The sequence below is a fragment of the Pseudomonas sp. NFX71 genome (assembly GCF_048079215.1).
Lineage (GTDB): Bacteria > Pseudomonadota > Gammaproteobacteria > Pseudomonadales > Pseudomonadaceae > Aquipseudomonas > Aquipseudomonas fluorescens_B.
Map to the genome: position 1 here is coordinate 1,105,996 of NZ_CP182230.1, position 26,878 is coordinate 1,132,873.

General features: G+C 61.4%; 23 protein-coding genes. 14 read left to right on the top strand and 9 right to left on the bottom strand.

Translation table 11 applies throughout. The annotated features are described in order from the left end of the window. Positions 1–99: 99 nt before the first annotated feature. Entirely contained in the window at positions 100–1,470 is a 1,371-nt protein-coding gene (locus tag ACM1ZW_RS05100; protein ID WP_017340923.1) for an aspartate aminotransferase family protein, read from the bottom strand. A 31-nt stretch (positions 1,471–1,501) separates the two neighbouring features. Continuing rightward, positions 1,502–2,995, bottom strand: coding sequence for an aldehyde dehydrogenase (locus ACM1ZW_RS05105; protein WP_416740270.1), 1,494 nt, complete (start codon positions 2,993–2,995; stop codon positions 1,502–1,504). A 225-nt stretch (positions 2,996–3,220) separates the two neighbouring features. Here ACM1ZW_RS05105 and ACM1ZW_RS05110 point away from each other — a divergent pair, with 225 nt between their 5' ends. Next, a complete protein-coding gene (locus ACM1ZW_RS05110) occupies positions 3,221–4,141 on the top strand; it encodes a LysR substrate-binding domain-containing protein (protein WP_416740271.1) in 921 nt (306 codons plus the stop codon). A gap of 172 nt (positions 4,142–4,313) precedes the next feature. Here the strand turns inward: ACM1ZW_RS05110 and hrpB are convergent, their stop codons facing one another. After that, the gene (gene hrpB, locus ACM1ZW_RS05115; protein WP_416740272.1) at positions 4,314–6,830 is read right to left on the bottom strand and encodes an ATP-dependent helicase HrpB; all 2,517 of its coding nucleotides are present in this window, start codon (positions 6,828–6,830) and stop codon (positions 4,314–4,316) included. 109 nt (positions 6,831–6,939) lie between these two features. Between hrpB and ACM1ZW_RS05120 the strand changes: the two genes are divergently transcribed. Together ACM1ZW_RS05120 and ACM1ZW_RS05125 are read left to right on the top strand one after the other, a co-directional pair. Then, positions 6,940–7,359, top strand: coding sequence for a hypothetical protein (locus ACM1ZW_RS05120; RefSeq protein ID WP_017340970.1), 420 nt, complete (start codon positions 6,940–6,942; stop codon positions 7,357–7,359). A 29-nt stretch (positions 7,360–7,388) separates the two neighbouring features. Further along, positions 7,389–8,297: a cation diffusion facilitator family transporter gene (locus ACM1ZW_RS05125; RefSeq protein ID WP_017340971.1), complete on the top strand. Its 909-nt coding sequence runs from the start codon at positions 7,389–7,391 to the stop codon at positions 8,295–8,297. On the opposite strand, the gene ACM1ZW_RS05130 is transcribed toward ACM1ZW_RS05125, so the two are convergent. Next, positions 8,282–9,310, bottom strand: coding sequence for a DUF6515 family protein (locus tag ACM1ZW_RS05130; protein ID WP_416740273.1), 1,029 nt, complete (start codon positions 9,308–9,310; stop codon positions 8,282–8,284). The two genes, ACM1ZW_RS05125 and ACM1ZW_RS05130, sit on opposite strands and share 16 nt — an antisense overlap. Before the next feature lie 438 nt (positions 9,311–9,748). On the opposite strand from ACM1ZW_RS05130, the gene ACM1ZW_RS05135 reads away from it, so the two are divergent. Together ACM1ZW_RS05135 and ACM1ZW_RS05140 are read left to right on the top strand one after the other, a co-directional pair. After that, entirely contained in the window at positions 9,749–10,228 is a 480-nt protein-coding gene (locus tag ACM1ZW_RS05135) for an Lrp/AsnC family transcriptional regulator (protein WP_007894448.1), read from the top strand. 123 nt (positions 10,229–10,351) lie between these two features. Continuing rightward, positions 10,352–10,561, top strand: a complete 210-nt coding sequence (locus tag ACM1ZW_RS05140) for a DUF2788 domain-containing protein (RefSeq protein ID WP_007937369.1) — start codon at positions 10,352–10,354, stop codon at positions 10,559–10,561. On the opposite strand, the gene ACM1ZW_RS05145 is transcribed toward ACM1ZW_RS05140, so the two are convergent. From ACM1ZW_RS05145 to ACM1ZW_RS05160, 4 genes are all read right to left on the bottom strand, one after another. Beyond that, positions 10,556–11,197: a pseudouridine synthase gene (locus ACM1ZW_RS05145; RefSeq protein ID WP_017340973.1), complete on the bottom strand. Its 642-nt coding sequence runs from the start codon at positions 11,195–11,197 to the stop codon at positions 10,556–10,558. The genes ACM1ZW_RS05140 and ACM1ZW_RS05145 overlap by 6 nt on opposite strands. 71 nt (positions 11,198–11,268) lie before the next feature. Then, on the bottom strand, positions 11,269–12,768 hold the full coding sequence (amn, locus tag ACM1ZW_RS05150; RefSeq protein ID WP_193393003.1) for an AMP nucleosidase: 1,500 nt from the start codon (positions 12,766–12,768) through the stop codon (positions 11,269–11,271). A gap of 88 nt (positions 12,769–12,856) precedes the next feature. Next, entirely contained in the window at positions 12,857–14,503 is a 1,647-nt protein-coding gene (locus ACM1ZW_RS05155) for an acyl-CoA dehydrogenase family protein (RefSeq protein ID WP_017340975.1), read from the bottom strand. A 73-nt stretch (positions 14,504–14,576) separates the two neighbouring features. Next, a complete protein-coding gene (locus ACM1ZW_RS05160) occupies positions 14,577–16,961 on the bottom strand; it encodes a 7TM diverse intracellular signaling domain-containing protein (RefSeq protein WP_416740274.1) in 2,385 nt (794 codons plus the stop codon). A 314-nt stretch (positions 16,962–17,275) separates the two neighbouring features. Between ACM1ZW_RS05160 and ACM1ZW_RS05165 the strand changes: the two genes are divergently transcribed. The 4 genes from ACM1ZW_RS05165 to ACM1ZW_RS05180 all read left to right on the top strand — a co-directional run bounded on the left by ACM1ZW_RS05165 (position 17,276) and on the right by ACM1ZW_RS05180 (position 20,807). Next, positions 17,276–18,073 carry a hydroxymethylpyrimidine/phosphomethylpyrimidine kinase gene (locus tag ACM1ZW_RS05165; protein ID WP_017340977.1) on the top strand — a complete coding sequence of 266 codons (798 nt, stop codon included), beginning with the start codon at positions 17,276–17,278 and terminating at the stop codon, positions 18,071–18,073. An 18-nt stretch (positions 18,074–18,091) separates the two neighbouring features. Next, positions 18,092–18,715, top strand: coding sequence for a thiamine phosphate synthase (gene thiE / locus ACM1ZW_RS05170; RefSeq protein WP_017340978.1), 624 nt, complete (start codon positions 18,092–18,094; stop codon positions 18,713–18,715). A gap of 29 nt (positions 18,716–18,744) precedes the next feature. Then, on the top strand, positions 18,745–20,028 hold the full coding sequence (gene hemL, locus ACM1ZW_RS05175; RefSeq protein ID WP_017340979.1) for a glutamate-1-semialdehyde 2,1-aminomutase: 1,284 nt from the start codon (positions 18,745–18,747) through the stop codon (positions 20,026–20,028). Positions 20,029–20,252: 224 nt separating this feature from the next. Further along, positions 20,253–20,807 carry a tetratricopeptide repeat protein gene (locus ACM1ZW_RS05180; protein WP_017340980.1) on the top strand — a complete coding sequence of 185 codons (555 nt, stop codon included), beginning with the start codon at positions 20,253–20,255 and terminating at the stop codon, positions 20,805–20,807. A gap of 179 nt (positions 20,808–20,986) precedes the next feature. Here ACM1ZW_RS05180 and ACM1ZW_RS05185 read toward each other — a convergent pair whose 3' ends face one another. Next, positions 20,987–21,316, bottom strand: a complete 330-nt coding sequence (locus tag ACM1ZW_RS05185; RefSeq protein WP_007894425.1) for a DUF1820 family protein — start codon at positions 21,314–21,316, stop codon at positions 20,987–20,989. Between the two features lie 135 nt (positions 21,317–21,451). Here ACM1ZW_RS05185 and miaB point away from each other — a divergent pair, with 135 nt between their 5' ends. From miaB to lnt, 5 genes are all read left to right on the top strand, one after another. After that, complete coding sequence (gene miaB / locus ACM1ZW_RS05190) at positions 21,452–22,780, top strand: tRNA (N6-isopentenyl adenosine(37)-C2)-methylthiotransferase MiaB (protein ID WP_031319146.1); 1,329 nt, start codon at positions 21,452–21,454, stop codon at positions 22,778–22,780. 216 nt (positions 22,781–22,996) lie between these two features. Further along, a complete protein-coding gene (locus ACM1ZW_RS05195; protein ID WP_031319147.1) occupies positions 22,997–24,001 on the top strand; it encodes a PhoH family protein in 1,005 nt (334 codons plus the stop codon). Then, positions 23,994–24,488 (top strand): rRNA maturation RNase YbeY, encoded by a 495-nt coding sequence (gene ybeY / locus ACM1ZW_RS05200; protein ID WP_017340983.1) that lies wholly within the window; start codon positions 23,994–23,996, stop codon positions 24,486–24,488. Before ACM1ZW_RS05195 ends, ybeY begins: the two co-directional genes overlap by 8 nt. Before the next feature lie 5 nt (positions 24,489–24,493). Further along, positions 24,494–25,333, top strand: coding sequence for an HlyC/CorC family transporter (locus ACM1ZW_RS05205; RefSeq protein WP_017340984.1), 840 nt, complete (start codon positions 24,494–24,496; stop codon positions 25,331–25,333). A 14-nt stretch (positions 25,334–25,347) separates the two neighbouring features. Continuing rightward, complete coding sequence (gene lnt, locus ACM1ZW_RS05210; RefSeq protein WP_416740275.1) at positions 25,348–26,871, top strand: apolipoprotein N-acyltransferase; 1,524 nt, start codon at positions 25,348–25,350, stop codon at positions 26,869–26,871. Positions 26,872–26,878 lie beyond the last annotated feature (7 nt).

Genomic DNA, 26,878 nt, shown 5'->3' on the forward strand with positions numbered 1-26,878 from the left:
CCACAGGGGTTCCATGTCGTCCTCTCTACCGAGGTTGACACCGTCCCAATGTGGGAGCGAGCCTGCTCGCGATAAGGTCCGAAGGACCTTCCTGCGATATCAGAGCCGGCCGTATTCCTGAGCCGTACGATCAACCGCTTTCAAGGTTTTGCCAACCAGTTCATCAACCTCTTCACGACTGGCAATCAACGCCGGCGCCATGATCATCCGCCCCAGCGTCGAACGAATGATCACCCCTTCTTCAAAGCCAATCGTGCGGCAGCGCCAGGCAATGTCGTTCTCGTTGGCAAAGCGCTTGCGACTGGTTTTATCTTCAGCCAACTGCAACGCCGCCACCATGCCGACGCCCTGAATATCGCCCACCAACGGGTGATTGCCGAACACCTCGCGCAAGCACTGTTGCAGGTACGGCCCGATGTCATTTTTGACCCGCGTCACCACGCCCTCATCACGCAACGCCTTGAGGTTGGCGATGGCCACCGCTGCCGCCACCGGGTGCCCCGAATAGGTCAGGCCGTGGGCAAATACCCCGCCCTGCTCTACCAATACCTGCGCCATTTTTTTCGACAGAATCAGCCCGCCCATGGGGATGTAGCCGGAGGTCAGGCCCTTGGCGATCGACAGCGTGTCCGGCTCGAAACCGAAGTGCTCGTGGGCGAACCATTCGCCGGTGCGACCGAAGCCACCGATCACTTCGTCGGCGCACAACAGCACGTCGTACTTGCGGCAGATCCGCTGAATTTCCGGCCAGTAACTGTCTGGCGGGAAGATCATCCCGCCTGCGCCCTGGAACGGTTCGGCGATGAAACCGGCGACCTTGTCGGCGCCGAGTTCGAGAATCTTCGCTTCCAGTTGCTGCGCCGCCCGCAGGCCGAATTCAGCCGGGGTCAGGTTGCCTTCGTGGGCGAAGAAATACGGCTCGTCGATGTGCTCGATGTCCGGCAGCATGCCGCCCATTTCGTGCATGAACTTCATGCCTCCGAGTGCCGTCGCCGCCAGCGTCGAACCGTGGTAACCGTTCCAGCGCCCGATCATGACTTTCTTCTCGGGCTTGCCGAGGATCGTCCAGTAACGCCGCACGGTGCGGATCAGCACCTCGTTGGCTTCGGAGCCGGAGTTGGTGTAGATCGCGTGGCTGTAGTGCCCCGGCAACAAACTGAACAACAGCTCCGACAGCTCGATCACTTGCGGGTGGGTGGTGTGGAAAAACATGTTGTAGTACGGCAGCTGTTCAAGCTGTCGGGTCGCCGCAGCCGCCAGGTCCTTGCGCCCGTAACCGAGGTTGGTGCACCACAGCCCGGACATGCCGTCGAGGTAACGCCGACCATCGTTGTCCCACAGGTGCAGGCGCTCGCCACGGACCATCACCCGCGGCCCTTCGTCGTTGAGCGCTTTCTGGTCGACGAATGCGTGAATGTGGTGCGCAGCGTCGGCGGCCTGGTAGTCGCGGGTTTCACGTGGTGTGGTCATCGCCAGTTCTCCGTTTTGTTGTGAGCGGCTGTTATGAGCGCAGCTGAAACCAGGTGGTCTTCAACTGGGTGTATTTGTCGAATGAGTGCAGCGACAGGTCGCGACCGAAGCCGGACTGCTTGCCGCCACCGAACGGCACGGTCACGTCGAGCGCATCGACGCTGTTCACCGACACCGTGCCCGCGCGCAATTGACGCGCCACGCGGTGGGCGCGATTGAGGTCGTCGGTCCACAGCGACGCGGCCAGTCCGTAGACGCTGTCGTTGGCCAGTTGCAAGGCGTGTGCCTCGTCGTCGAAGGCGGTGACCGCCAGCACCGGGCCGAACACTTCGTCGCGAAACAGCGGCATGTCCGGGCTCACGCCGGTAAAAATTGTCGGTTGAATGAAGTTGTCGGAACCGTTGAAAATCGACTGCCGACCGCCACACACCTTGGTCGCGCCCAGGCGTTCGGCCTGCTCGATGAACTTCATGATGCGCGCGGTCTGACGGCTGTCGACAATCGCCCCGGCGCTGCTCGACGGGTCCAGCGGATCGCCCGGCAACCAGCGTTCGGCCTGCGCCTTGAGACGCTCGACGAACTCGTCATGAATCGAACGCTGCACCAGCAACCGCGAGTTGGCCGAACACACTTCGCCCTGATTGAAGAAGATGCCGAACGCGGCTTTTTCGGCCGCCAGATCCAGGTCCTGACAATCGGCGAAGACCAGGTTGGCGCTCTTGCCGCCGCATTCCAGCCACACCTGCTTCAGGTTCGATTGCGCGGAATACTGCATGAAATATTTGCCGACTTCGGTGGAGCCGGTGAACACCAGACAATCAACGTCCGGGTGTAAACCGAGGGCTTTGCCGGTTTGTTCGCCGAGGCCCGGCAGCACGTTCAACACGCCCGCCGGTAGCCCGGCTTCCAGCGCCAGCTGAGCCAGACGCAGGGCGGAAAACGGCGACTGCTCGGCGGGCTTGAGGATCACCGAATTGCCTGCCGCCAGCGCTGGCGCGAGTTTCCACGCGGCCATGTCCAGCGGGAAGTTCCACGGCACCACGGCGGCGACCACGCCCAGTGCTTCGCGGGTGATGGTTGCCAACACGTTCTGTGCGCTCGGGGCGATCTGGTCGTAGAGCTTGTCGAGGCTTTCGGCGTACCAGCGAAACACTCCGGCGGCGCCCGGCACGTCGATGTTGTAGGTGTCCATCACCGGTTTGCCCATGTTCAGCGAATCGAGCAGCGCCAGTTCTTCGCGGTGGGTCATGATCAGATCAGCCAGGCGCAGCAGCACGTGTTTGCGCTCTGCCGGCGAACGCGCCGCCCAGGTGCCGGCCTCGAACACCTGCCGCGCATTTCTGACCGCGACGTCGACGTCTTCAGCGCCGCACGCGGTCACGCTGGCCAGACGCTGGCCGGTGGCTGGATTGATCGCGGCGAAGGTCTGGCCCGACTGCGCCGAGCGGGGTTGACCATCGATCAGGGCCTGGTCGGGAAACGTCAGCGCAGCGGCTTTGTTTTGCCAGTAGGTAAGCTCGAACACGTTCAGATGCTCCAAGGGCTTTTCTTGTGTCTGGATGGTGGCCCAGGCCCGTGTCGAGGAAAAATAGTAAAAATGTCTTCGCAGACCATGAAAAAACTGGGCAGCCCATCTCCACGGTTGCGCGGTATGTGGTTATTGTTCAGGCACAACAACACCGTCGTCAGAACGGACGCAGTCGGCGCAAAAATTGCCTGGATGTCGAGTCCATCCGCCCCGAGGTTTGCCGTGGCTGCCTACAACCTGCGTCAATTGAAGTACTTCATCACCACCGTCGAATGCGGCAGCGTCGCCGAGGCGTCGCGCAAGCTGTACATCGCTCAGCCAGCGATCTCCACGGCGATCAAAGGCCTGGAAGACAGCTTCGGCGTACAACTGCTGATCCGTCACCATGCGCAAGGCGTGTCCCTGACCCCCAGCGGTGCACGCTTCTACCGCAAGGCCCAGGAACTGTTGCGCATGGCCAAGGAGTTCGAACAGAACGCCCTGGCCGACAACGACGTGGTGGCCGGGCAAATCGACATTGGCTGCTTCGAAACCGCCGCGCCGCTGTACCTGCCGCAATTGATTGCCGGGTTCTCGGCGCTGTATCCGGGGGTGAAAATCCGCATCCGCGACGGCGAGCAGCAAGAGCTGGTGCAAGGGCTGACGTCGGGCACCTTCGACCTGGCGATCCTCTATGAACACGACCTCGACGCCACCATCGAAACCGAACCGCTGATGCCGGCGCAGCGGCCTTATGCACTGCTGCCGGCGGATCATCGCTTTGCGCAGCTCAAGCAAGTATCACTGCGCGACCTGTGCCTGGAGCCGATGATTCTGCTGGACGTGCAACCGAGCCGGACCTACTTCGTCAGCCTGTTCGAAGAGCTTGGCCTTACGCCAAACATTGCCTTCAGCTCACCGTCGATCGAGATGGTCCGGGGCATGGTCGGGCAAGGGTTCGGCTTCTCGATCCTGGTCACCCGCCCGCATTCGGAATGCACCTACGACGGGCAGAAAGTGGTGTGCGTAGACATCGTCGAAGACGTCACCGGCTCGGGGCTGGTGGCGGCGTGGCTGAAGCGCGGGCAACTGACCAAACCGGCGCAGTTGTTTGCGGATTACTGCCGGGAGCAATTGACGGCGAAGGCTGCGACAAGAACCTGAGTCAGAGGACCTCCCTGTGGCGAGGGAGCTTGCTCCAGTTCGACTGCGCAGCAGGCGTAAAACCATTGCAGTCTGATAAACCGTTATGGGGCCGCTACGCGACCCGACGGGAGCAAGCTCCCTCGCCACAAGCAAGCTCCCTCGCCACAGGCCTTGTGTTCAGTTTCAGGGATTATTTGCGCGGCTTGATCCGCGCGGTCGCTTCGGCCACCAGCGGATCATCCGGCCAGTAATGCTTCGGATACCGCCCCTTCAAATCCTTCTTCACCTCGGCATAGGTACTGCGCCAGAAGTTCGCCAGATCCTGCGTCACCTGCACCGGCCGCCGCGCCGGGGACAGCAGATGCAACTTCACCACCTGGCGCCCACCGGCGATGCGCGGTGTTTCGGCCAAGCCGAACAACTCCTGCAACCGCACCGCCAGAATCGGCGGCTGCTCGCTGTAATCCAGGCGAATCGACGACCCCGACGGCACGCTCAAATGATGCGGCGCCAGCTCATCCAGCCGCTGCGGCAAGGGCCACGGCAGCAGGTTATGAACGATGTTCGACAAGTCCAGATTGGCAAAATGACTGAGCCGCGAGACTTTCCCCAGATACGGCATCAACCAGTGCTCGAGGCTTTTGAGCAGCGCAGCATCACTGACATCCGGCCACTCACTTTCATTCTTGCTGCCCAGATCCAACTGCCGCAACAACGCCACTCGCGCCTGCCACTGACGCAATTCCGGCGTCCACGGCAACAGCTCCAGCCCCTTGCGTCGCACCAGATTCACCAGCGCCTGACTGCGCGCGGTTTCATCGAGCCCGGTCAACGGTTCACGGCTGAGGATCAACTCCCCGACCTTGCGCTGACGCTCGGCGCGCAATACGCCCTCGCGCTCGTCCCAATCCAGCTGATCGACCACCCGAACTTGCTCGGCCAACACCGAATCGAACAGCGCCGGATCGAAATCCGCCGCCAGATAAATTCGCTCTTCCCGCTGGCCCTGACGACTGCCCAGGTCGGCGATCACCAGCCAGGGTTGTTTCATCAAACTGTCGGCTTCGGCGAACAACGCGGCGCGACCGTTGGCCAGGCGATATTCCGCGCCGCCCGCTCGACGTTGCTGCGCCACACGATCGGGATAGGCCAGCGCCAACAGTGCACCGAGCCAACGCGGATGATCCGGATCGCCGACCGGCTCCGACGGTTTGCCGCGCAGGTAACCGCGATACTGACGCGCCAGTTGCCGGGCCCGTTGCACGCCGCCCTGAGCACCGCGCGCGGCACGTTCTTCGCCGGACAGCAGCACCAATCGGCTGTGCAAATCGGCGCCGGCACCGCGCAGGATATCGCGCTCGCCGAGCAGTGCCGCGACATCGCTTGCCATGTCCGCCAGGCCGAGCGCCTGACCACGCAGCAACAAATGGGCGATGCGCGGATGCGCCGGCAGTTCGGCCATGGCCTGACCGTGACGGGTCAGCGTTTCACCGTCCAGTGCGCCCAGTCGATCAAGCAAGTCCTGCGCCTGGGCATACGCCGCTGCCGGTGGCACGTCGAGCCACACCAACTGCCCCGGCGACACGCCCCAGCGACCCAGTTGCAACGCCAACCCGGCGAGGTCCGCCGATAAAATCTCCGCACTGGCGTACGCCGCCAGTTGCTCGTGCTGATCCTGCGACCACAAGCGATAACACACGCCCGGCTCCAGCCGCCCTGCCCGACCGGCGCGCTGGGTTGCGCTGGCGCGGGAGATGCGTTGCGTGTCGAGGCGGGTCATGCCGCTGCCGGGATCGAAACGCGGCACCCGCGCCAACCCGGCATCGATCACCACGCGCACGCCGTCGATGGTCAGGCTGGTCTCGGCGATGTTGGTCGCCAGCACCACTTTGCGCTTGCCTGCCGGCGCCGGCTCGATCGCGGCGCGTTGCGCGGCGAGGTCCAGTTCACCGTGCAACGGGCAGAGCAACACCTGCGTACTCTCGCCCAGCGCATCGGCCAGTTGTTGATGCACCCGGCGGATTTCCGCTTGCCCCGGCAGGAACACCAGGAGGCTGCCGGTTTCGTCGTTCAGGGCTTCGAGAATCGTCTGCACCAGACGCGGCGCGATGAATTCACCGGGCTGGAACGGCCGGCCCCAGCGCATCGCCACCGGGTACATGCGGCCTTCGCTGCGCAGGATCGGCGCGTCGTCGAGCAGCCCGGCCAGGCGTTCGCCTTCCAGCGTTGCCGACATCAACAGGATTTTCAGCGGCTGATCGTCGCGGAACAGTTCCCGGCCATTCAGGCTCAGGGCCAGCGCCAGATCGGCGTCGAGACTGCGTTCATGGAATTCGTCGAAGATCAGCAGACCCACGCCTTCCAGTGCCGGGTCATCCTGCAAGCGGCGGGTGAGGATGCCTTCGGTGACCACTTCGATACGGGTGTTGGGGCCGACTTTGCTGTCCAGCCGAATGCGATAGCCGACGGTTTCCCCGACCTTTTCGCCCAGCTCACTGGCCAGACGCTCCGCTGCCGCACGCGCGGCCAACCGGCGCGGTTCGAGCATCAGAATGGTCTGCCCGGCCAGCCATGGCTCGTTGAGCAGGGCCAAAGGCACGCGGGTGGTTTTACCGGCGCCGGGCGGTGCTTCGAGCACGGCTTCGTGGCGTGTAGCCAAGGCTTCACGCAGGGCGGGTAAAACTTCATCAATCGGCAAAGAAATCATGCTGGCTCCCAAACAGAGGCGCGAGTATAACGGCGAACTGCTCGGCGTTTATCAGGGTCCTAATTCATAGAGACGCCCTTTCGTTTCAAGACTACTCAGGAGATTTCCTATGCGTGTTCCCTTTCGCTTGATTGGCGGTGTATTGGTTGCAACCCTGCTGACCCAGGTAACGGCTTGCGGATCGATTTTCTACCCTGATCGTCGCGGGCAGATCGACGGCAAGATCGACCCGGCCATCGCCGCGCTGGATGCCGTGGGCCTGCTGTTCTACATCATTCCCGGCCTGATCGCGTTTGCGGTCGACTTCGCCACCGGCGCGATCTACTACGCACCGGGCGAAACCGCGCAGGTGGCGCCGGAAAAACTCAAGGAAGCCATCGGCGCCGACGGCAAGGTCGACACCCACAAGTTGCAGACTATTCTGGAAACCGAGCTAGGCCGCAGCTTCCCGCTGGATGACCCACGCCTGATCCAGCACAAGGGCAGCACCCAGCAACTGGCCCTGCTCGGCCTGCAACCTGCCGCGTAATCGGTACACATGAAGGAATAGCCGTACCTATGATTTCCAGCTCCGAACACGCCCGCCTGTTGCGGCTGGCGACCCGTGCCTCGGTGGCGGTGGCGTGCACGTTGATCGTCGCCAAAGGCATCGCCTGGTGGCTGAGCGGTTCGGTCAGCATGCTCGCCGGGCTGACCGACTCCGTCCTCGACGGCGTTACCTCGCTGCTCAACCTGCTGGCGGTGCATTACGCCTTGCGCCCTGCCGACGACGATCACCGTTACGGGCATGGCAAGGCCGAGTCACTGGCGGGCATGGCGCAGGCGTTGTTCATTGGCGGCAGTGCGGTGTTGATCGCGTTGCAGGCTTTTGACCGGCTCAAGCATCCGGAACCGGTGGGTGCGCCGTGGATCAGCATCGGCGTGATTGTGTTCTCTCTGGCGCTGACGCTGGCGTTGCTGATGTTGCAGCATCGGGTGGTCAAGGCCACCGGTTCCAACGCCGTGCGCGCCGACTCCCTGCATTACCGTTCGGACCTGCTGCTCAATGGCAGTATTCTGGTCGCGCTAGTGCTGGCCGGGTATGGCTGGCATCAGGTGGATGCGTGGTTTGGATTGGGGATTGCCGCTTACATCCTCTGGAGCGCCATTCAGATCGCCCGGGAAAGTTTTACGGTGTTGATGGATGAGGAGCTGCCGCAGGATGTCAGCCAGCACATGCTCGAACTGGCCTGTAGCGTTCCGGGCGTATTGGGTGCGCATGACCTGCGCACACGGGTTTCCGGCAACCAGTGGTTCGTGCAATTGCATTTGGAATTGCCGGGGGAGCTGACCCTGTCAGTCGCCCACGGCATCAGCGATCAGGCGGCGGATGCGATTCATGCCGCTTACCCGCGAGCCGAAGTACTGGTGCACGCCGACCCGCAGGAAGTGGTGAACGTCGCCGGGGAGAATCAGAAACTCACCTGATACCCGCGGCTGCTCAGGCAGTTACCCTGGGCCTGACGGTAGACTTGCACCACCGACGGGTCCGGTTGATAAGTGGCCGCGCGCGGATCGAAACCGCTCTGCTGCACCGCATATTGATAGCACTCGTACCCGTCCTGATTGACCTGCTCCGGCGACTGGCCGTTGGCCGGATAGGCCACCACGTCATAACCATTGCTGACCGGTTGCGGCTGCGGTTGCACGGGCGGCTCGACCACCACGTAATCCTGAGTCGTTTCCTGGTAGGCGTAATACGACCCGGCCGCGAGAAACAACAGCGCACCACCAATCCACACTTCGCGGGCGTAATCCGGCAGGTAGCCGACGCGAATCCCGCGTGGCGGCTGCACCACCACATAACGCGGGCCCAGCGGCCGGTACCAGTAGCCGCCGGAGTAGAAATAATCCTGGCCCCGATAGGGCACGCGGTAGTCGCGGTCGGGGAAGCGGTCGATCACATGACCGGGACGATACTGCGGCCCTGGCCCCCAACCATTACCGTGCCCGTCCGGGCGACCGGCCCAGCGATGATCATCGGGACGCGGGCCGTTGTTCTGCCAGTGCGGGTTGTTGTCGTTACGCCGCGGCACGTCATTGTAGTAACCACGCTGTGGCGGCTGGGTCTGGCGCACGGTATCGGGCCGCCCCTGGATCGGCAGGTCGTTGGCCGGCAATTGGGGTGGCGGCGGCGGTGGCCGAACCGGGTTGTTGAAGTCGCGAGGCTGATTGTCTCGAGGCTGATTGTTTTGCCACTGGCTGCCATTGCGCGGCTGCCCGTTTTGCTCGAACTGGCGACTGTTGTCGCCGCGAATGATCTCGTTGTTCTGCGGGCGTGGTTGATTGTTGCCGCCATGCCCCTGATTGTTGCCCTGATGGCCGTCGCCGCGTTGCCCGTTGTCGGGACCACGGTTCTGCGGCTCATCGGCCAGCGATTGCGCAGTGACACTGACACATAGCAAACCAACACCGGCCAAACGCCAGATGCGCGACTTCATGCTTTTCCTCACTGCGGGTTAGGGCCTGTACGTAAGACTGGGAAAGCACAGGCCGGTTCTGCAACAGGTTATCAGTCGCGAAACTTATTTATTGAGGGAAGCCGGCGATAAATTGCACGCAAAAGAAAAGGGAGACCCGTCGGCCTCCCTTTGAGAACTTCGTCCGTGCTCGACGCTTATGACGTCGGCTCACCTCACGCCGTCTTCTGGACAGTGTGCAGCTCGGGGGCCGGCACATCCCCGGTGGGGGTGGCGGCCGCGGCAGGCCTGATTGGGCGAGCCGCTGTGGACTGTTTGTCCGAGCAGTGATTCTGGTGATAAGAATAGGCCTGCAGCGGCGACAGATGATTGCGAAGATTGCTCAAATAAACATGACTTGCGCAATTTTTAACCCTGGATAGATAATCTGCCGCAATTGATATGACAAAGGCCTGATTGATGAGCAAACTCGACCGATACGACCTGAGCATTTTGGCGGAATTGCAGCGCGACGCGCGCATCTCCAACCAGGAGCTGGCCGAACGCATCGGCCTGTCGCCTTCACCGTGTTCGCGCCGGGTCAAGCAACTGGAGGACGACGGTTACATCACCCGCCAGGTGGCGTTGCTGGACCGCAAGATGCTCGGCTTGAGCCTGACCGCCTATGTGCTGATCGGCATGGACCGACACACACCGGAGCGGTTCGAGAACTTTGAAGCGGCCATTCGCACGTTGCCGCAAGTGCTGGAATGCAGCCTGGTCACGGGCATGGATGCGGACTATCAGCTCAAGGTGGTGGTGCCGGACATGGACCACTACCAGAAATTGCTGTTGGGGCATCTGACCCGGATTGAAGGGGTGACGAGTGTGCGCTCGAGTTTCGTGTTGAATCAGGTGTTGAACAGCACTGAACTGCCGCTGACTCATCTGCGCAGCTAATTGTGGCGAGGGAGCTTGCTCCCTCGCCACAAGTGCGACACACCGCCGCAGCCCACACCTCCACTACTCTCCCATGCCGTATACTCCAGCGCCTTTTAGCCCCGCCCGCGCTGGAGTTGCCTGATGGATCCTGCCGTATTCGAAGAGTGGATGATGACCGGACTGGTCAGCATTCTGATCATTTTCATGGGTTTCATCGTCTGGGATCTGGCGAAAAAATCCAAGGCCGGGCGCTTTGGCTCGTTCATCCTGTTCTTCGTACTCGGCCTGGGCGTGGCCGCGTTCGTGATCAAAAGCGTGGTAATCGGCCTGATCGAATCCGGGACGTTATAAGCGCGCCGGCACTTCTTTCCACTGGCCCTGATCGAGCCCTTCGATCGACCAGTCCCCGATCCTGACCCGCACCAGGCGCAACGTCGGCAAGCCGACCGCCGCGGTCATGCGCCGGACCTGACGGTTACGCCCCTCGCGAATCACCAGTTCCAGCCAGCTGGTCGGCACGCTTTTGCGAAAGCGCACCGGCGGGTTGCGTGGCCACAGCTCTGGCTCATCCAGTTGCCGCGCTTCGGCGGGCAAGGTCATGCCGTCATTCAGTTCGACACCCTCGCGCAAACGCTGCAACTGCTCAGCGCTCGGCTCGCCCTCCACTTGCACCCAATAGGTCTTGGCCAGTTTGTGTTTGGGATCGGCAATCCGCGCCTGAAGCTGGCCGTCGTTGGTCAGCAACAGCAAGCCTTCACTGTCACGGTCCAGGCGTCCCGCCGGGTAGATCCCGGGGATCTCGATGTAGTCCTTGAGCGTCGCCCGCCCTTCGCCGTCGCTGAATTGCGTCAGCACATCGAAGGGTTTGTTGAACAGGATCAGCTTCGGCTCGGCCGGTGGCGCTTTGGCGACACGGCGCGGGGCTGATGAGGATGGCGCAGGCTTCACGCCAGGGCGGCGGGAAACGGGACGTTGAGGACGGGACATGGCGAAGAGAACATCTAACGGTCAGGGCTGCTAATGCTAGTGCCCCGACCGCCAAATGACCATGACAACCGTTACCGGAACGGCGGCTCGTCGAAGCTGCGCAGCTTGCGCGAGTGCAACGAGTTGAGTTCGGTGCGCAACAGGTCCACCGCCTCGATACCGATCTTCAAGTGCTGGCTGACCGCGCGCTCATAGAAGGCGTTGGCCGAACCCGGCAGCTTGATTTCGCTGTGCAGCGGTTTGTCCGAGACACAGAGCAACGTGCCGTACGGCACCCGCAAGCGATAACCCTGGGCGGCGATGGTGCCGCTTTCCATGTCCACCGCCACGGCGCGGGACAGGTTGATCAGCGGACGCTCCTGGGCCCAGCGCAACTCCCAGTTACGGTCGTCGTAGGTCAGCACGGTGCCGGTGCGCAGGCGTTTTTTCAGCTCGTCGCCCTTCTCGCCGGTGATGTTGGCGGCCGCTTGCTGCAACGCCATCTGCACTTCGGCCAGGGCAGGAATCGGAATGTTCGGCGGCACGACCCGGTCGAGAATCCCGTCGCGGCGCATGTAGGCGTGAGCCAACACGTAGTCGCCAATGGTCTGCGACTGACGCAAACCACCGCAATGACCGATCATCAGCCAGCAATGCGGACGCAGCACCGCCAAATGGTCGGTGATGTTCTTGGCGTTGGACGGGCCGACGCCGATGTTCACCAGGGTCACACCATGACCGTCACTGGCGATCAGGTGATAGGCCGGCATCTGATAGCGGTGCCAAACCACACCGGCCGCAATCGCCGAGGCTTCACCGTGGTCCATGCTCTTTTCGATGATCACGTTGCCCGGTAACACCATACGCACGAAACGCGGGTCGCTGCGCAACTGCTCCAGGCCATGAACGATGAACTGGTCAACGTAGCGGTGGTAGTTGGTCAGTAGAATCCACGGTTGCACATGGCGCCAGTCGCTGCCGGTGTAATGCACCAGGCGACGCAGAGAGAAATCCACCCGCGCCGCATCGAACAGGGCCAGCGGCAGCGGATCGGTGTTTTCCCAATCGTACAGACCGTCAGCGATGCCATCGGTGGCGGCAGACAGGTCGGTGCTCGGGAACACCCGCGCCAGCACGGCGGCGGTCACGCCGGAACCGGCCAGCTCATCGCCCTGCTCGACCACGTAGGGGTAAGGAATGTTCTGCTGGCTGATGCCGACTTCCACGGTCACGGTGAAGTCGTGCATCAACGGTACGAGTTGCTCCAGCAGGTATTTGCGGAAAGCCGCCGGATGGGTGACGGTGACGCTGTAAGTCCCCGGCAATTGCACCTTGGCGTAGGCACGGGTGGTTTGTGGGACTTCGCCTTGGCAATGGTAGGTCAGACGCAGTTCAGGATAACGAAACATCGCACGCTGTTCGGCGTCCGGTTCAACTCGATCCTTGAGATAACGCTTGAGCGCCTGGTTCAGCGCGGTGGTGGCACGATTGTGCAGGTGAGCAAGCCGGTCCACGGCTTCCTCGGCGGTTTGAACGACAACAAAAGCTTCGGTCACGATCAGCATCCTGTGTTCTGACTTGCAGGTCTTCATCTTGCCTGCATCGTCGCGTCACGGGAACAGTGGCGTGTTGATACACAGACACCAGGTTCACCATGCTCCCACATTGAGTCCATGGTGTTTACAAAAGCGGGGTTGACCGGGCGACGATCGCTTCCACATCCAATCCCCGAGGCAACGCACCGTACACTCGGCCGCCGCCATTCAGACGACTGGCGATAAAGGCATCGCTGACCGCCGAGTTGCCCGCCTCCAGCAACAACCTGGCCTGCAGCCCCAAGGCAATGTCTTCGGTGAGCTGGCGGGCACGATACTGAATGTCGCTGGTGTCCTTGAAAGCGGCCTGCAATTGGCTGATGTGCGCCGCCAGGCGTTTGTCGCCATGACCATCGCCCAACTCGCTGAACAGCACGTCGAGCACACCCGGTTCTTTCGACAGCGCCCGCAGGACGTCCAGGCATTGCACGTTGCCGGAACCTTCCCACGTCGAATTGACCGGTGCCTCACGGTACAAACGCGGCAGGATGCTGTCTTCGACATAACCCGCGCCGCCCATGCACTCGGCGGCTTCGTTGATCATGGCGGGCGCGCGTTTGCAGATCCAGTACTTGCCCACCGCCGTCACCAGACGGGCGAATTTCGCTTCATGTTCATCGTCCAGATGATCCAGCGCCTTGCCCATGCGCAGGCTCAACGCCAGGGCCGCTTCACTTTCCAGCGCGAGATCGGCGAGCACGTTCTGCATCAACGGTTGTTCACTGAGCCGCTTGCCGCCAACCCTGCGATGAGCGCAGTGATGACTGGCCTGGGTCAACGCCTGGCGCATCAGCGAGCTGGAACCGACCATGCAATCGAAACGGGTCATGGCCACCATTTCGATGATGGTCGGAACGCCGCGCCCTTCTTCACCGACCATCCACGCCAGTGCACCGCGGAATTCGACTTCACTGGACGCGTTGGAGCAATTGCCGAGTTTGTTCTTCAGGCGCTGGATGTAGAACTGATTGCGCGTGTCGTCCGGACGATGGCGCGGCAGCAGGAAACAGGTCAAACCCTTGTCGGTCTGCGCCAGGGTCAGGAACGCATCGCACATCGGCGCGGAACAGAACCACTTGTGGCCCACCAGTTCATAGGCCTGCCCCGGACCGCCGGCACCGACCGGATACGCCTTGGTGGTGTTGGCCCGCACATCGGTGCCGCCCTGCTTCTCGGTCATGGCCATGCCGATGGTGACGCCGGCCTTGTGCGCCATGCCGACGTTGCGCGGGTCGTATTCGGTGGCGAGGATTTTAGGCAGCCACTGCTCGGCCAGATCCGGTTGCAGGCGCATCGCCGGGACGCTGGCGAACGTCATGGTCAGCGGGCAACCGCTGCCGGCTTCGGCCTGGCTGTGCAGGTAGGTCATGGCGGCGCGGGCAACGTGAGCGCCGGACTGCGGATGCGCCCAGGGCAGCGACGTCAGCCCGTGTTCGATCGCCGTGCGCATCAGTTCGTGATACGCCGGGTGAAACTCCACCAGGTCGATGCGATGACCATAACGGTCGTGACTGCTGAACACCGGCTTGTTCTGGTTGGCCAGAAACCCCGCGTCCATCAGCGGCCCGCCGGCCAGCGCGCCATAGGCGTCGATCCGCGATTCGGCCCAACCGGCCCCGAAACGCCGCGACCACTCCTGCAACGGCAAATCGATGCGATACAGGTTAGTGCCGTCCAGCGACGGTGGCTGGTTGGTGACTTCGTGGGTTTCGGCGAACTGATGCAGGTTCATGACGGGGCTCCTTTGGTCAGCCAAGGGATTCAGTTAATCACTGCCCCGAGGCCGAACAAAGTGGCATATCCGCCTAACTGTCGGCGCTTTCGCCTTGTTCTGGACAGAGCACCCGACGATAAAGGGCAGCCTGCAAGTCTTCGAACTTCACCGGCTTGCTCAGGTGATCAATCAAGGCACCCGTTGGGCAGCGTTCCCGATCAGCGCTCAAGGCAATCATGAACACCGGCAATTGCTCGCAGCCCGGCAGCGCACGGATCTGGCAGCACAGTGACGCGCCATCCAGCGACGGCAATTGGCCATCGATCAGCACGGCATCAAAGGTTTCACGCTGCAAGAGATCCAGCGCGGCCACGCCAATGTCGGCCGTTCGCACCCGGAACCCGAGCTTGAGCAACATGCCGCGCATCACCAGCTGATTAATGCTGTTTTCATCCACCAGCAGCACGGTGCAGTCCTGCGGCAGGCGCAGACGCGGGAACTCCCGCGTCATCATGGGCGTTGAGACTCGCTCTACCACTGGCAACTCAAACTCGACGTCGAGCTGGAAGCGACTGCCACGACCGGGCTCAGAGCGGTGAGTCAGATGCCCGCCAAGCAAGTCGACCAGTTGCCGACAGATCGCCAGGCCGACGCCCAGACCGCCGTATTCCCGGGTCATCGAGCTGTCGAGCTGGAAAAAGCGCTGGTACAGCGTCGCCTCGCCCAAATCGGTGAAGCCGATACCGGTGTCGATCACTGCAAAGGACAGTGCCACCCGGTCGGGGCCTACGGGTTTACCCGTGACCCGCAACGCCACGCCGCCCACACGAGTGAACTTGATGGCGTTGTCCAGCAGGCATTCCAGGCATTGCGCCAACTTGATGTTATCGCCGTGCAGACGGTCCGGCAGGCCTGGCGCGAGGTCAACCTTGAAGTCCAGTGACTTGCCTGACGCATTGCCTTCGAACTGCACCCGCAAGGCATCGACCACACTGCGCAAACTGAAGGGGGACGCATTGGCCTTGAGCTTGCCGGCCTGCAATTCGGTCAGGGTGAGGATGCCGTTGACCATGCGCATCATGTCTCGCGCCGAACCGGCGGCCGTTTGCTGGTATTGCTCCAGTTCCGGGTCCATCTCGACGGTTTGCATCAATTCCAGCGAACCGATCACACCGTTCATGGGCGTGCGCAATTCGTGGGTCAGCGTGGCGAGGAATTCATCCTTGAGCTTGTTGCTGTGCGCCAGTTGCTGGTTGAGCACTTCGAGCTTTTGCCCGGCATCGAACAAGGTCTGCGCCTGTTGCTCGCGCATGGCGTTGATGCGGTCGGCCAGGGCCAGGGACAGCAGCGCCACTTCGATGGCCGAGCCGATCTGGCTGGAATACATGGTCAGGAACACGTTCGGCAGGTAACCCAACACCATCAGCGTGTTGATGATGCCGCCGAGCAAAAACGCCGACCAGGCGATGATGAAATACCGCGCCACCCGCAGGCCGCGCCACCAGGCAAAAAAACCCGCGGCGAAAATCACCACGGTGAACGTCAGGGCCAGCGTCGTCGCCAGACGCAAGGCCAGGGCGTAACTGGTCATCAACGACAACCCGACGACCACCGCCCCGAATGCAATCAACGCCAGCAGCAAGCGATCGAGCCAGCGGTTGAGCGTCGCCGTCTGCAGGAAGCTGCGGGCGAACTGGCTGCCGAACAGCCCTGCACAACCAATGAAGAACGGCGTCGCCGCATTGGCCCACCAGGGATTGTTCGGCCAGAAATATTGCACGGCCGCGCCGTTCACTGACAGTTGATACAGCCCAAACGAGGCAATGTAGAAGATGTAATAGAGGTAGCTGGTGTCGCGCACGCTGAGGTAGATGAACAGGTTGTAGACCAGCATCCCCAGCAACACGCCGTAAATCAGGCCCAGCACGTAGAGCCGCACCGGCTGTTCTTCAAGGAATGCCGTGCTCGACCACAACGTGACCGGCGCCTGGATCGACCCTTCGCTCTGCAGGCGCAGGTACAGGGTTTGCGGTTGGTCCGGGGTGAAGTTCAGATCGAACAAATAGTTGTTCTGGCGAATTTCGCGACTGTCGAACGGCAAGGCATCGCCGGTCTGACGGGCCAATCGATAGGCACCGGCAGCATCGGGCAAGTACAGGTCAAGGTGATCGAGGGGAGGATAGGCCAGCTCCAGCAACCACGTCCGTTGGGTCGCGGGGTTGGTCGGGCGGTAATTCAAGTCGATTTTCAGCCAGAACACCGAACGCGAGTAGCCGGCGTTGAGGGTGGCTTTATCGTGGGGCTTGAAGTGTCCGGCCGCCGCTTGCGCACGGATATCGTCGATGGTCGCCTGACCATCGGCATCTTCGAACACTTGCAGGGTTCGGCCCAAGGGCAGGCTTTGAGTGAATTCATCGAATTCGACTGCGCTCGCCATGAGGGGCAAGCAAAACAGCAACATCAGCAAATAGCGCATTTAAGCCCCAGCGTGGCCTGTCCGGTTATCTCAGGAAGCCCCTCATTCCCTTTGAGTAGACGTAAAACCGGTATTACCTGTTATTGGTTTGGATCCACTCTAGCATAGCCGTTGATGGCCATTGAACACCATTGAAATATTTCCTGCAAAGGCTCTAGTACGGGCGTTCCAGCGGAGCACATTGAACCAGAGCTGTTTGCTCGGTCAGATTCTGACAATCCCGGCAAGTGGCATTGCCAGCCCATGACTCTCTATCGGCAGGACTGGCGGGCACTGCACCCGAAAATCGATGTTTGGTGGTAAGCTCGCGCACCATGAATATCTACAGCTCTCGCCCCGTTGTCCTCTGTCTCTCCGGCCACGACCCAAGTGGTGGCGCCGGCTTGCAGGCAGATATCGAAGCCCTGCTTGCCCAGGGTTGTCATGCGGCCCCGGCCGTCACCGCCCTGACCGTGCAAGACACGGTCAATGTCACTGACTTCCGCGTCCTCGACCGAGAGTGGGTGCTGGCTCAGGCCAACGCCGTGCTCAACGATTCCGAAGTCGCTGCCGTCAAACTGGGCATGCTCGGCTCCCTGGAAATGGTCGACACCGTCGTCGAACTGCTGCAGGCACACCCGCACTTGCCGATGGTCTGCGACCCGGTGCTGCGCGCCGGCGGTGGCGGACGACTGGGCAAGGATGAAGTCGGCTACGCCATGCGCGAACGCCTGCTGCCTTTGGCCATCATCGCCACCCCTAACCTTCCCGAAGCCCGCATCCTCGCCGAACTGCCCGAAGGCACCGCGGACGAGTGCGCTGAAAAACTCCTGCCCTACGTCAAACACCTGCTGATCACCGGCGGCCATGGCGATGAAGATGAAATCCACAATCGCCTGTACAGCCGCGACGGTGGTCGCGAAACTTTCACCTGCCAGCGCTTGCCCGGCAGTTACCACGGTTCCGGTTGCACACTGGCCAGCGCCCTCGCCGGTCGTCTGGCCCAGGGTGAAAACCTCGTCAGCGCCGTGCAGACCGCGCTTAACTACACGTGGCGCACCCTGCGCGATGCAGAGCAGCTGGGCAAAGGTCAGTTCGTGCCGCGCCGCCTGCCACTGGATTTCTGTTCGTAACGCCATGAGGCATGTCCGATGAAACTACGTGGCCTTTACGCCATTACCGATAGCCAGTTGCTGGCCGGTAAATTCCTGTCGTACGTGGAAGCCGCGCTGGAAGGCGGCGTCACCCTGCTGCAATACCGCGACAAGAGCAGCGACGAGGCCCGCCGCTTGCGAGAGGCCGAAACCCTGCGCGATCTGTGCGAACGCTACAAGACTCAGTTGATCATCAATGACGACGCCGAGCTGGCTGCGCGCCTGAACGTCGGCGTGCACCTGGGCCAGACCGATGGCCCGCTGACCCCGGCCCGTGCGCTGCTGGGTCGCCAGGCGATCATCGGTTCAACCTGCCACGCGCAACTCGAACTCGCCGAACAAGCCGCCAAGGAAGGCGCCAGCTACGTCGCCTTCGGCCGTTTCTTCAACTCCAATACCAAACCCGGCGCACCGACCTGCAGCCTTGAGTTGCTCGATCAGGCCCGCAGCAAACTGCACCTGCCTATCTGCGCAATCGGCGGCATCACCCTGGACAACGCTGCGCCACTGGTGGCCCACGGGGTCGATCTGCTGGCGGTGGTCCACGGCCTGTTTGGTGCCGAAAGCACGGCGGAAGTCACCCGTCGCGCCCGCGCCTTTAATGCCCTGCTTTCCAAGTAGCCTTAAAAGTCTGATTTGAGAGTCCCATCATGTCTCGTTCCGAAACCCTGTTTGCCAATGCCCAGAAACACATTCCCGGTGGCGTGAACTCGCCTGTTCGCGCATTCAAGAGCGTGGGTGGCACGCCGTTGTTCTTCAAACACGCGGAAGGCGCCTACGTCACCGACGAAGACAACAAGCGCTATGTGGATTACGTCGGCTCCTGGGGCCCGATGATCCTCGGCCACAGCCATCCGGACGTGCTGGACGCGGTACGCAAACAGCTGGAGCACGGCTTGTCGTACGGGGCCCCGACCGAGATGGAAACCGAAATGGCCGACCTGGTCTGCTCGATCGTGCCGTCGATGGAAATGGTGCGCATGGTCAGCTCCGGCACCGAAGCGACCATGAGCGCGATTCGCCTGGCCCGCGGTTTTACCGGCCGCGACAGCATCATAAAGTTCGAAGGCTGCTACCACGGTCACTCTGACAGCCTGCTGGTCAAGGCCGGTTCCGGCGCCTTGACCCAAGGCGTGCCGAGCTCGGCCGGCGTACCGGCCTCCTTTGCCAAGCACACCCTGACCCTGCCGTTCAACGACATCGACGCCGTGGCAACCATGCTCGCCGAAGTCGGCCAGGACGTGGCCTGCATCATCGTCGAGCCGGTGGCCGGCAACATGAACTGCGTACCGCCGGCGCCGGGCTTCCTCGAAGGCCTGCGGACCCTGTGCGACAAGCACGGCGTGGTGCTGATTTTCGACGAAGTGATGACCGGTTTCCGCGTCGCTCTCGGCGGTGCTCAAGCGCATTACGGCGTCACGCCAGACCTGACCACGTTCGGCAAGATCATCGGTGGCGGCATGCCGGTTGGCTGCTTCGGCGGCAAACGCGAAATCATGTCGCACATCGCGCCACTGGGTCCGGTTTATCAGGCGGGCACCTTGTCGGGTAACCCGCTGGCGATGGCGGCCGGTCTGACGACTTTGCGCCTGATCAGCCGCCCCGGCTTCCACGCCGAACTGAGCGACTACACCAGCCGCCTGCTCGATGGCCTGCAACAGCGCGCCGATGCTGCCGGCATTCCGTTCGTGACCACGCAGGCCGGTGGCATGTTCGGCCTGTACTTCAGCGGCGCCGACGACATCGTCACGTTTGATGATGTGATGGCCAGCGACGCGAAGCTGTTCGGCCGTTTCTTCCACCTGATGCTCGAAGGCGGCGTGTACCTGGCGCCGAGTGCATTCGAAGCCGGCTTCACCTCGATTGCCCACGGCGAAACCGAGTTGAAACTGACACTGGATGCCGCCGAGCGCGCATTTGCCGCACTGAAATAATGCTGAGCCGCTGACGTTGGCGATTGCCAGCGTCAGCTTTTGCCTACATTCCAGCGTCTTTTCTTACTCATCTGCCGATAATCCCCCGTAAACCGGGCGATATATTCCCCGCGCAGCAGAAAAACGAGTAAAGACTTTGTAAGGTTGGCCCTGCTTATTTCATAATGCGCGCTTATTGGATCCCTCGATGGGTCCGCGCGCCCCTCAGAGGTAAGTCGATTCCCATGAACCGCACCGGCCGCGCCCTTGCATTGGGCTGCCTGTTGCTCCTTCAGCCCCTGCTCGCGCTCGCACAAGCAGGCGGCAACTCGTTGTTAATCCCAGCGATGGGTCGCTGCACCCTCAATACCCAGCCGCAAGACCTGGAACAGGCGCTCGCCGCCTGCCAGAAAGCGTCGGATGACGGGGATGCGCAAGCGCAATACGAGTTGGGTGAGTTCTACTACGACGGCAAAAACACCCCGCGCGACCTCAAGAAAGCCCTGGATTACTTCGAAAAGGCCTCGCTGCAAGGCCATGCCCAGGCGCAATTCAAACTCGGCACCATGTTCTTCCACGGCGAAGGCGTACCGGCCAATAACGTCCAGGCGTATATCGTGCTGAAAATGGCCGCGGTCAATGGGGCGGAAGAAGCGCTGGATACTGCGGACGAAGTCGCCGAGAAGATGCCGCGTGAAGAACTTGAGGTAGCAACTCAGGTGCTTGGGCAGATCTTCCGCAAGTACCTGATGGAATTGCAAAGCGCCGATGGGCGTACACCGTTTTCGCCACTGCCCTGATTGACGCAGGCCCTTGTGGCGAGGGAGCTTGCTCCCGCTCGGCTGCGCAGCAGTCGTAACGTCAAACAATGCGGTGAATCAGAAAAACGGTGTTTGCAGAGTTTAGGGCCGCTTCGCGCCCCAGCGGGAGCAAGCTCCCTCGCCACAAACAACCCAGTTCATTTCAAAAGCTTTCCTGCTTACTTCTCCGGCATCGGCATCGGAAACGGCATGACATTGCCGACCGCGCCGCGGGCTTCGCTGATTTTCGGCGTGCCAAGACGCTCGACTTCATCGATGCGCACGATCGAATGCATCGGCACGAAACTGCGCACGACACCTTCGAACTGAGCCTTGAGCTTCTCTTCGCTCGGGTCGACGACCACTTGCGTGCGCTCGCCAAAGACGAACTCTTCCACTTCCAGGAAGCCCCACAGATCACTTTGATAGATCTGCTTGGCGTACATTTCGTACACCTGGCCCTGGTTGAGGAAAATCACCTTGTAGATTGGAGCTTCACGTTTGGTCATGGTGGGCGAGCAACACATCGGGGGATAAAAATGAGGGCGCGAACTATAGCATAGCCACCGGACGCACAGCGGTAGGAACCTTCGAGCATGTTCCCTATAATGCGCGGTTCTTTGAATCACGTGATGACTGTATCCATGGCCAAGAAGCTTTACATCGAAACCCACGGTTGCCAGATGAACGAGTACGACAGCTCGCGCATGGTCGATCTGCTGGGCGAACACCAGGCCCTGGAAGTCACCGCTCGCGCTGAAGACGCCGACGTGATCCTGCTCAACACCTGTTCGATCCGCGAACGCGCCCAGGACCGGGTGTATTCCCAGCTTGGCCGCTGGCGTGAACTGAAACTGGCGAACCCGGAGATGGTGATTGCCGTCGGCGGTTGTGTCGCCAGTCAGGAAGGCGCCGCCATCCGCGATCGCGCTCCTTATGTCGACGTGGTCTTCGGCCCGCAAACACTGCACCGCCTGCCGGAAATGATCGACGCCGCCCGCGCCACCAAATTGCCGCAAGTGGACGTCTCGTTCCCGGAAATCGAAAAATTCGACCATTTGCCGGAGCCGCGCATCGATGGCCCGAGCGCTTACGTCTCGGTCATGGAAGGCTGCAGCAAATACTGCACGTTCTGCGTAGTGCCCTACACTCGCGGCGAAGAAGTCAGCCGACCGTTCGATGACGTGATTGCCGAAATCATCCACCTCGCTGAAAACGGCGTGCGGGAAGTGACGTTGTTGGGCCAGAACGTCAACGGCTATCGCGGCACCACCCACGACGGTCGCCTCGCGGATCTGGCCGAACTGATTCGTGTCGTCGCGGCTGTCGATGGCATCGATCGGATTCGCTACACCACGTCCCATCCGCTCGAGTTCTCCGACAGCCTGATCCAGGCTCACGCCGAAGTGCCGGAGCTGGTGAAGCACCTGCACCTGCCGGTGCAATCCGGTTCGGACCGCATTCTTTCGGCGATGAAGCGCAACCACACCGCGCTGGAATACAAATCCAAACTGCGCAAGTTGCGCGCGGCCGTGCCAGGGATCTGCATCAGCTCGGACTTTATCGTCGGCTTCCCCGGCGAGACCGAAAAAGACTTCGAACAAACCATGAAGCTGATCGAAGACGTCGGTTTCGACTTCTCCTATTCGTTTGTCTACAGCCAGCGCCCGGGCACGCCGGCGGCCGATCTGGCCGACGAAACGCCGGAAGAGCTGAAAAAAGAACGACTGAACGCCCTGCAACATCGCCTGAACCAGCAGGGTTTCGAGATCAGCCGACAAATGGTCGGTTCGATCCAGCGGATTCTGGTCACCGATTATTCGAAAAAAGACCCCGGCGAGCTGCAAGGCCGGACCGAGAATAACCGGATCGTCAACTTCCGCTGCGACAATCCAACCCTGATCGGCCAATTCGCCGATGTGCACATCGATGCGGCGCAACCGCACTCGCTGCGGGGTTCGCTGATCCAGTAACCCCCGTCACAGAGAACCTTTGTGGCGAGGGGATTTATCCCCATTGGGTTGCGCAGCAGCCCCAAAAACAGGACTGCTGCACAGCCCAACGGGGATAAATCCCCTCGCCACAGTTCAGGCGTCAAATTTCAGCATCCATTTAAGAGCTTTCGCACCCGCCTCACTGGCGTTATCCTTGATTTCATCTTAATTGCCCCAGGGCGGCTAAATACGACCTTGAACGCACCCATAGAACCACATCGTTTCATCCTCGAGCCCTTTGAGGCTCGCCGCTTCGCCAATCTGTGCGGGATGTTCGACGAGCACCTGCGCTTGATCGAGCAACGCCTGACCATCGAGATCCGCAACCGCGGAAACCAGTTCGAGCTGATCGGCGACCCCAAACACACCACCTCCGCGGAAAACCTCCTGCGCCGTCTGTACCGGGAAACCAAAGGTACCGAGCTGTCGCCGGACGTGGTTCACCTGTTCCTGCAGGAATCGGCCGTCGAAGCGCTGGACAACGTTTCCCCGTCGGAACCCTCCGTGGCCCTGCGCACCAAGAAAGGCATGATTCGCCCTCGTGGCTTGAATCAGTTGCGCTACGTGAAGGAAATCCTCGGTAACGACATCAACTTCGGCATCGGTCCGGCCGGTACCGGCAAGACCTACCTGGCCGTCGCCTGCGCGGTAGACGCGCTGGAACGCGAGCAGATCCGACGCATCCTGCTGGTCCGACCGGCGGTTGAAGCGGGCGAAAAACTCGGATTCCTGCCGGGCGACCTGTCGCAAAAGATCGACCCGTACCTGCGCCCGCTCTACGACGCACTCTACGAAATGCTCGGCTTCGAATACGTCGCCAAGCTGATTGAGCGCCAGGTGATCGAAGTTGCGCCGCTGGCCTACATGCGCGGTCGCACGCTGAACAACAGTTTCATCATCCTCGACGAAAGCCAGAACACCACCGTCGAGCAGATGAAAATGTTCCTGACCCGGATCGGCTTCGGCTCCACGGCGGTCATCACCGGTGACATCACCCAGGTCGACCTGCCCAAAGGCACCAAGTCCGGGCTGCACCATGTGATCGAAGTGCTGAAAGACGTGCCGGGCATCAGCTTCACCCATTTCATGCCCAAGGACGTTGTGCGCCATCCACTGGTGCAGCGGATCGTCGAAGCCTATGAGCGCTTCGAGAATCGCGTGGCCGACGAAACGCCAAAGGACAGTCGCCGCGATGCTTGAGCTTGATCTGCAACTCGCGACTGAAGCGCCCGCCCCCAGCGAAGCCGAGTTCCGCCAATGGTGCGAACTGGCCCTGCGCCAGCGTACCGCCGACTCCGAAATGACCATTCGCCTGGTCGACGAAGCCGAAGGTCGCGAACTGAACCACACCTGGCGGCAGAAAGATTACGCCACCAACGTGCTGTCGTTTCCGGCGGACGTGCCTGATGAGTTTCTCGATATCCCGCTGCTGGGCGATCTGGTGATCTGCGTGGCGGTGGTCGAGCGCGAAGCCGCGGAACAAGGCAAGGAGCCAACGGCCCACTGGGCACATCTGGTCATTCACGGCTGCTTGCATCTGCTGGGTTACGACCATATAGATGACGATGAAGCCGAAGAAATGGAAGCGCTGGAACGAACGTTGCTTGCCGAACTGGGCTATCCCGATCCGTACGCGGACGACGAAATTGAAACATCCACTATCGTGACAACAAAGGATTCAGAGTAATCGCTATGAGCGAAGATCGATCGAGCAACGGGCAGAAGTCATGGCTGGGTAAACTCACCCAGGCTTTTGCCCACGAGCCGAAGAACCGCCAGGAGCTGCTGGAGCTTCTGCGCGATGCGCACCAAAACAAGTTGCTGGACAGCGAAGCGCTGGCCATCGTCGAAGGCGCCATCCAGGTTGCGGACTTGCAAGTACGGGACATCATGGTCCCGCGCTCGCAGATGATCAGCATCAAGGCGACCCAGACACCCCGCGAGTTTTTGCCGGCCGTGGTCGACTCGGCCCACTCCCGTTACCCGGTCATCGGCGAAAGCCACGATGACGTGATGGGCGTGCTGCTGGCCAAGGACTTGCTGCCGTTGATCCTCAAGGAGAACGGCGACAGCTTCAACATCAAGGACCTGCTGCGTCCGGCCACCTTCGTGCCCGAGTCCAAGCGCCTGAATGTGCTGCTGCGCGAGTTCCGCGCCAACCACAACCACATGGCCATCGTTATCGATGAGTACGGCGGTGTGGCGGGTCTGGTGACCATCGAAGATGTACTGGAACAGATCGTCGGCGACATCGAAGACGAGCACGACGTCGAAGAAGACAGCTACATCAAGCCTCTTCCCAGCGGTGATTTCCTGGTCAAGGCCCTGACGCCGATCGAAAACTTCAACGAGTTCTTCGACAGCGAATTCTCCAACGACGAGTTCGACACCGTCGGTGGCCTGGTGATGAGCGCGTTCGGGCACTTGCCAAAACGCAATGAAATCACTGAAATCGGCCCCTATCGCTTCCGCATCCTGAACGCCGACAGCCGTCGGATTCACTTGCTGCGCCTGACGCCTATTGCCCGGTAATTCTAAGGATTGAAATGCATCGTATGACCCGCCCCGGCTGGCCCGGTAACCTGCTGGCCGTGGCGGCCGGTGCACTCACCACCCTGGCCCTGGCGCCGTTCGACATTTGGCCGCTGGCGTTGCTGGCGGTCGGCTTTTTCTACGCCGGCTTACGTGAACTGAGCCCCCGCCAGGCCCTGGGCCGTGGCTGGTGCTTCGGTTTCGGCCTGTTTGGCGCCGGCACCAGCTGGATCTACTACAGCATTCACAACTTTGGCGGCGCTTCAGTGCTGCTCGCCGGGTTCCTGATGCTGCTGTTCACCGCGGCGATTGCCTGGTTCTTCGCACTGCCGGCCTGGATCTGGGCGCGCTGGTTGCGTCGCAACGAGGCGCCGCTGGCCGATGCCATGGCGTTTGCGGCGTTGTGGGTCGGCCAGGAAGCGTTTCGCGGCTGGTTCCTCACCGGCTTCCCGTGGCTTTATTCCGGTTACAGTCAGCTCGACGGCCCGTTGGCCGGGCTCGCCCCCGTAGGCGGGATGTGGCTGGTGTCCTTCACCCTGGCCTTGACCGCCGCACTGATCTACAACGCTTCGCGCCTGATCAAGACCGGTCGCAAAGCATTTATCGTGGCGGGTGCGCTGCTGTTGGTCGGCCCTTGGGTCGCCGGCATCGCGCTTAAAGGCCATGCCTGGACCAGCCCGTCTGGCCCGGCGCTGAGCGTCGCGGCGATTCAAGGCAATATCGAACAAAGCATGAAGTGGGACCCGGCGCAGCTCAACGCGCAGCTGGCGCTGTACCGCGACATGAGCTTCAGCTCGAAACGGGTCGACCTGCTGATCTGGCCGGAAACGGCGGTCCCGGTGCTCAAGGAGTCCGCCGAGGGCTACCTGAGCATGATGGGCAATTTCGCCGCAGAGCGTAAAACCGCACTGATCACCGGCGTACCCATCCGCCAGGAAGTCCGCCACGAGAAGCGTTTTTTCAACGGCATCACCGTCGTCGGCGAAGGCGACGGCACTTACCTCAAGCAGAAGCTGGTGCCGTTCGGCGAATACGTGCCATTGCAGGACATACTGCGCGGCCTGATCGCCTTCTTCGACCTGCCAATGTCGGACTTTGCCCGCGGCCCCGCCGATCAGGCGATGCTGCAAGCCAAGGGCTATCAGATTGCGCCGTACATCTGCTACGAAGTGGTTTACCCGGAGTTTGCCGCCAGCCTCGCGGCTCGCAGCGATCTGTTGCTGACCATCAGCAACGACACCTGGTTCGGCACTTCCATCGGCCCGTTGCAACATTTGCAGATGGCGCAGATGCGCGCGCTGGAGGCCGGCCGCTGGATGATCCGTGCCACCAACAACGGCGTGACCGGGCTCATCAACCCGTTCGGTCAGATCACCACGCAGATCCCGCAGTTCGAACGCGGCATCCTGTACGGCGAAGTGGTGCCAATGCATAACCTGACGCCTTACCTGCAATGGCGTTCGTGGCCGTTGATCATCGTGTGCGTGTTGTTGTTTGGCTGGGCGTTGATCGCGAACCGGATGGCCAAAACCGTTTAATCGCAGC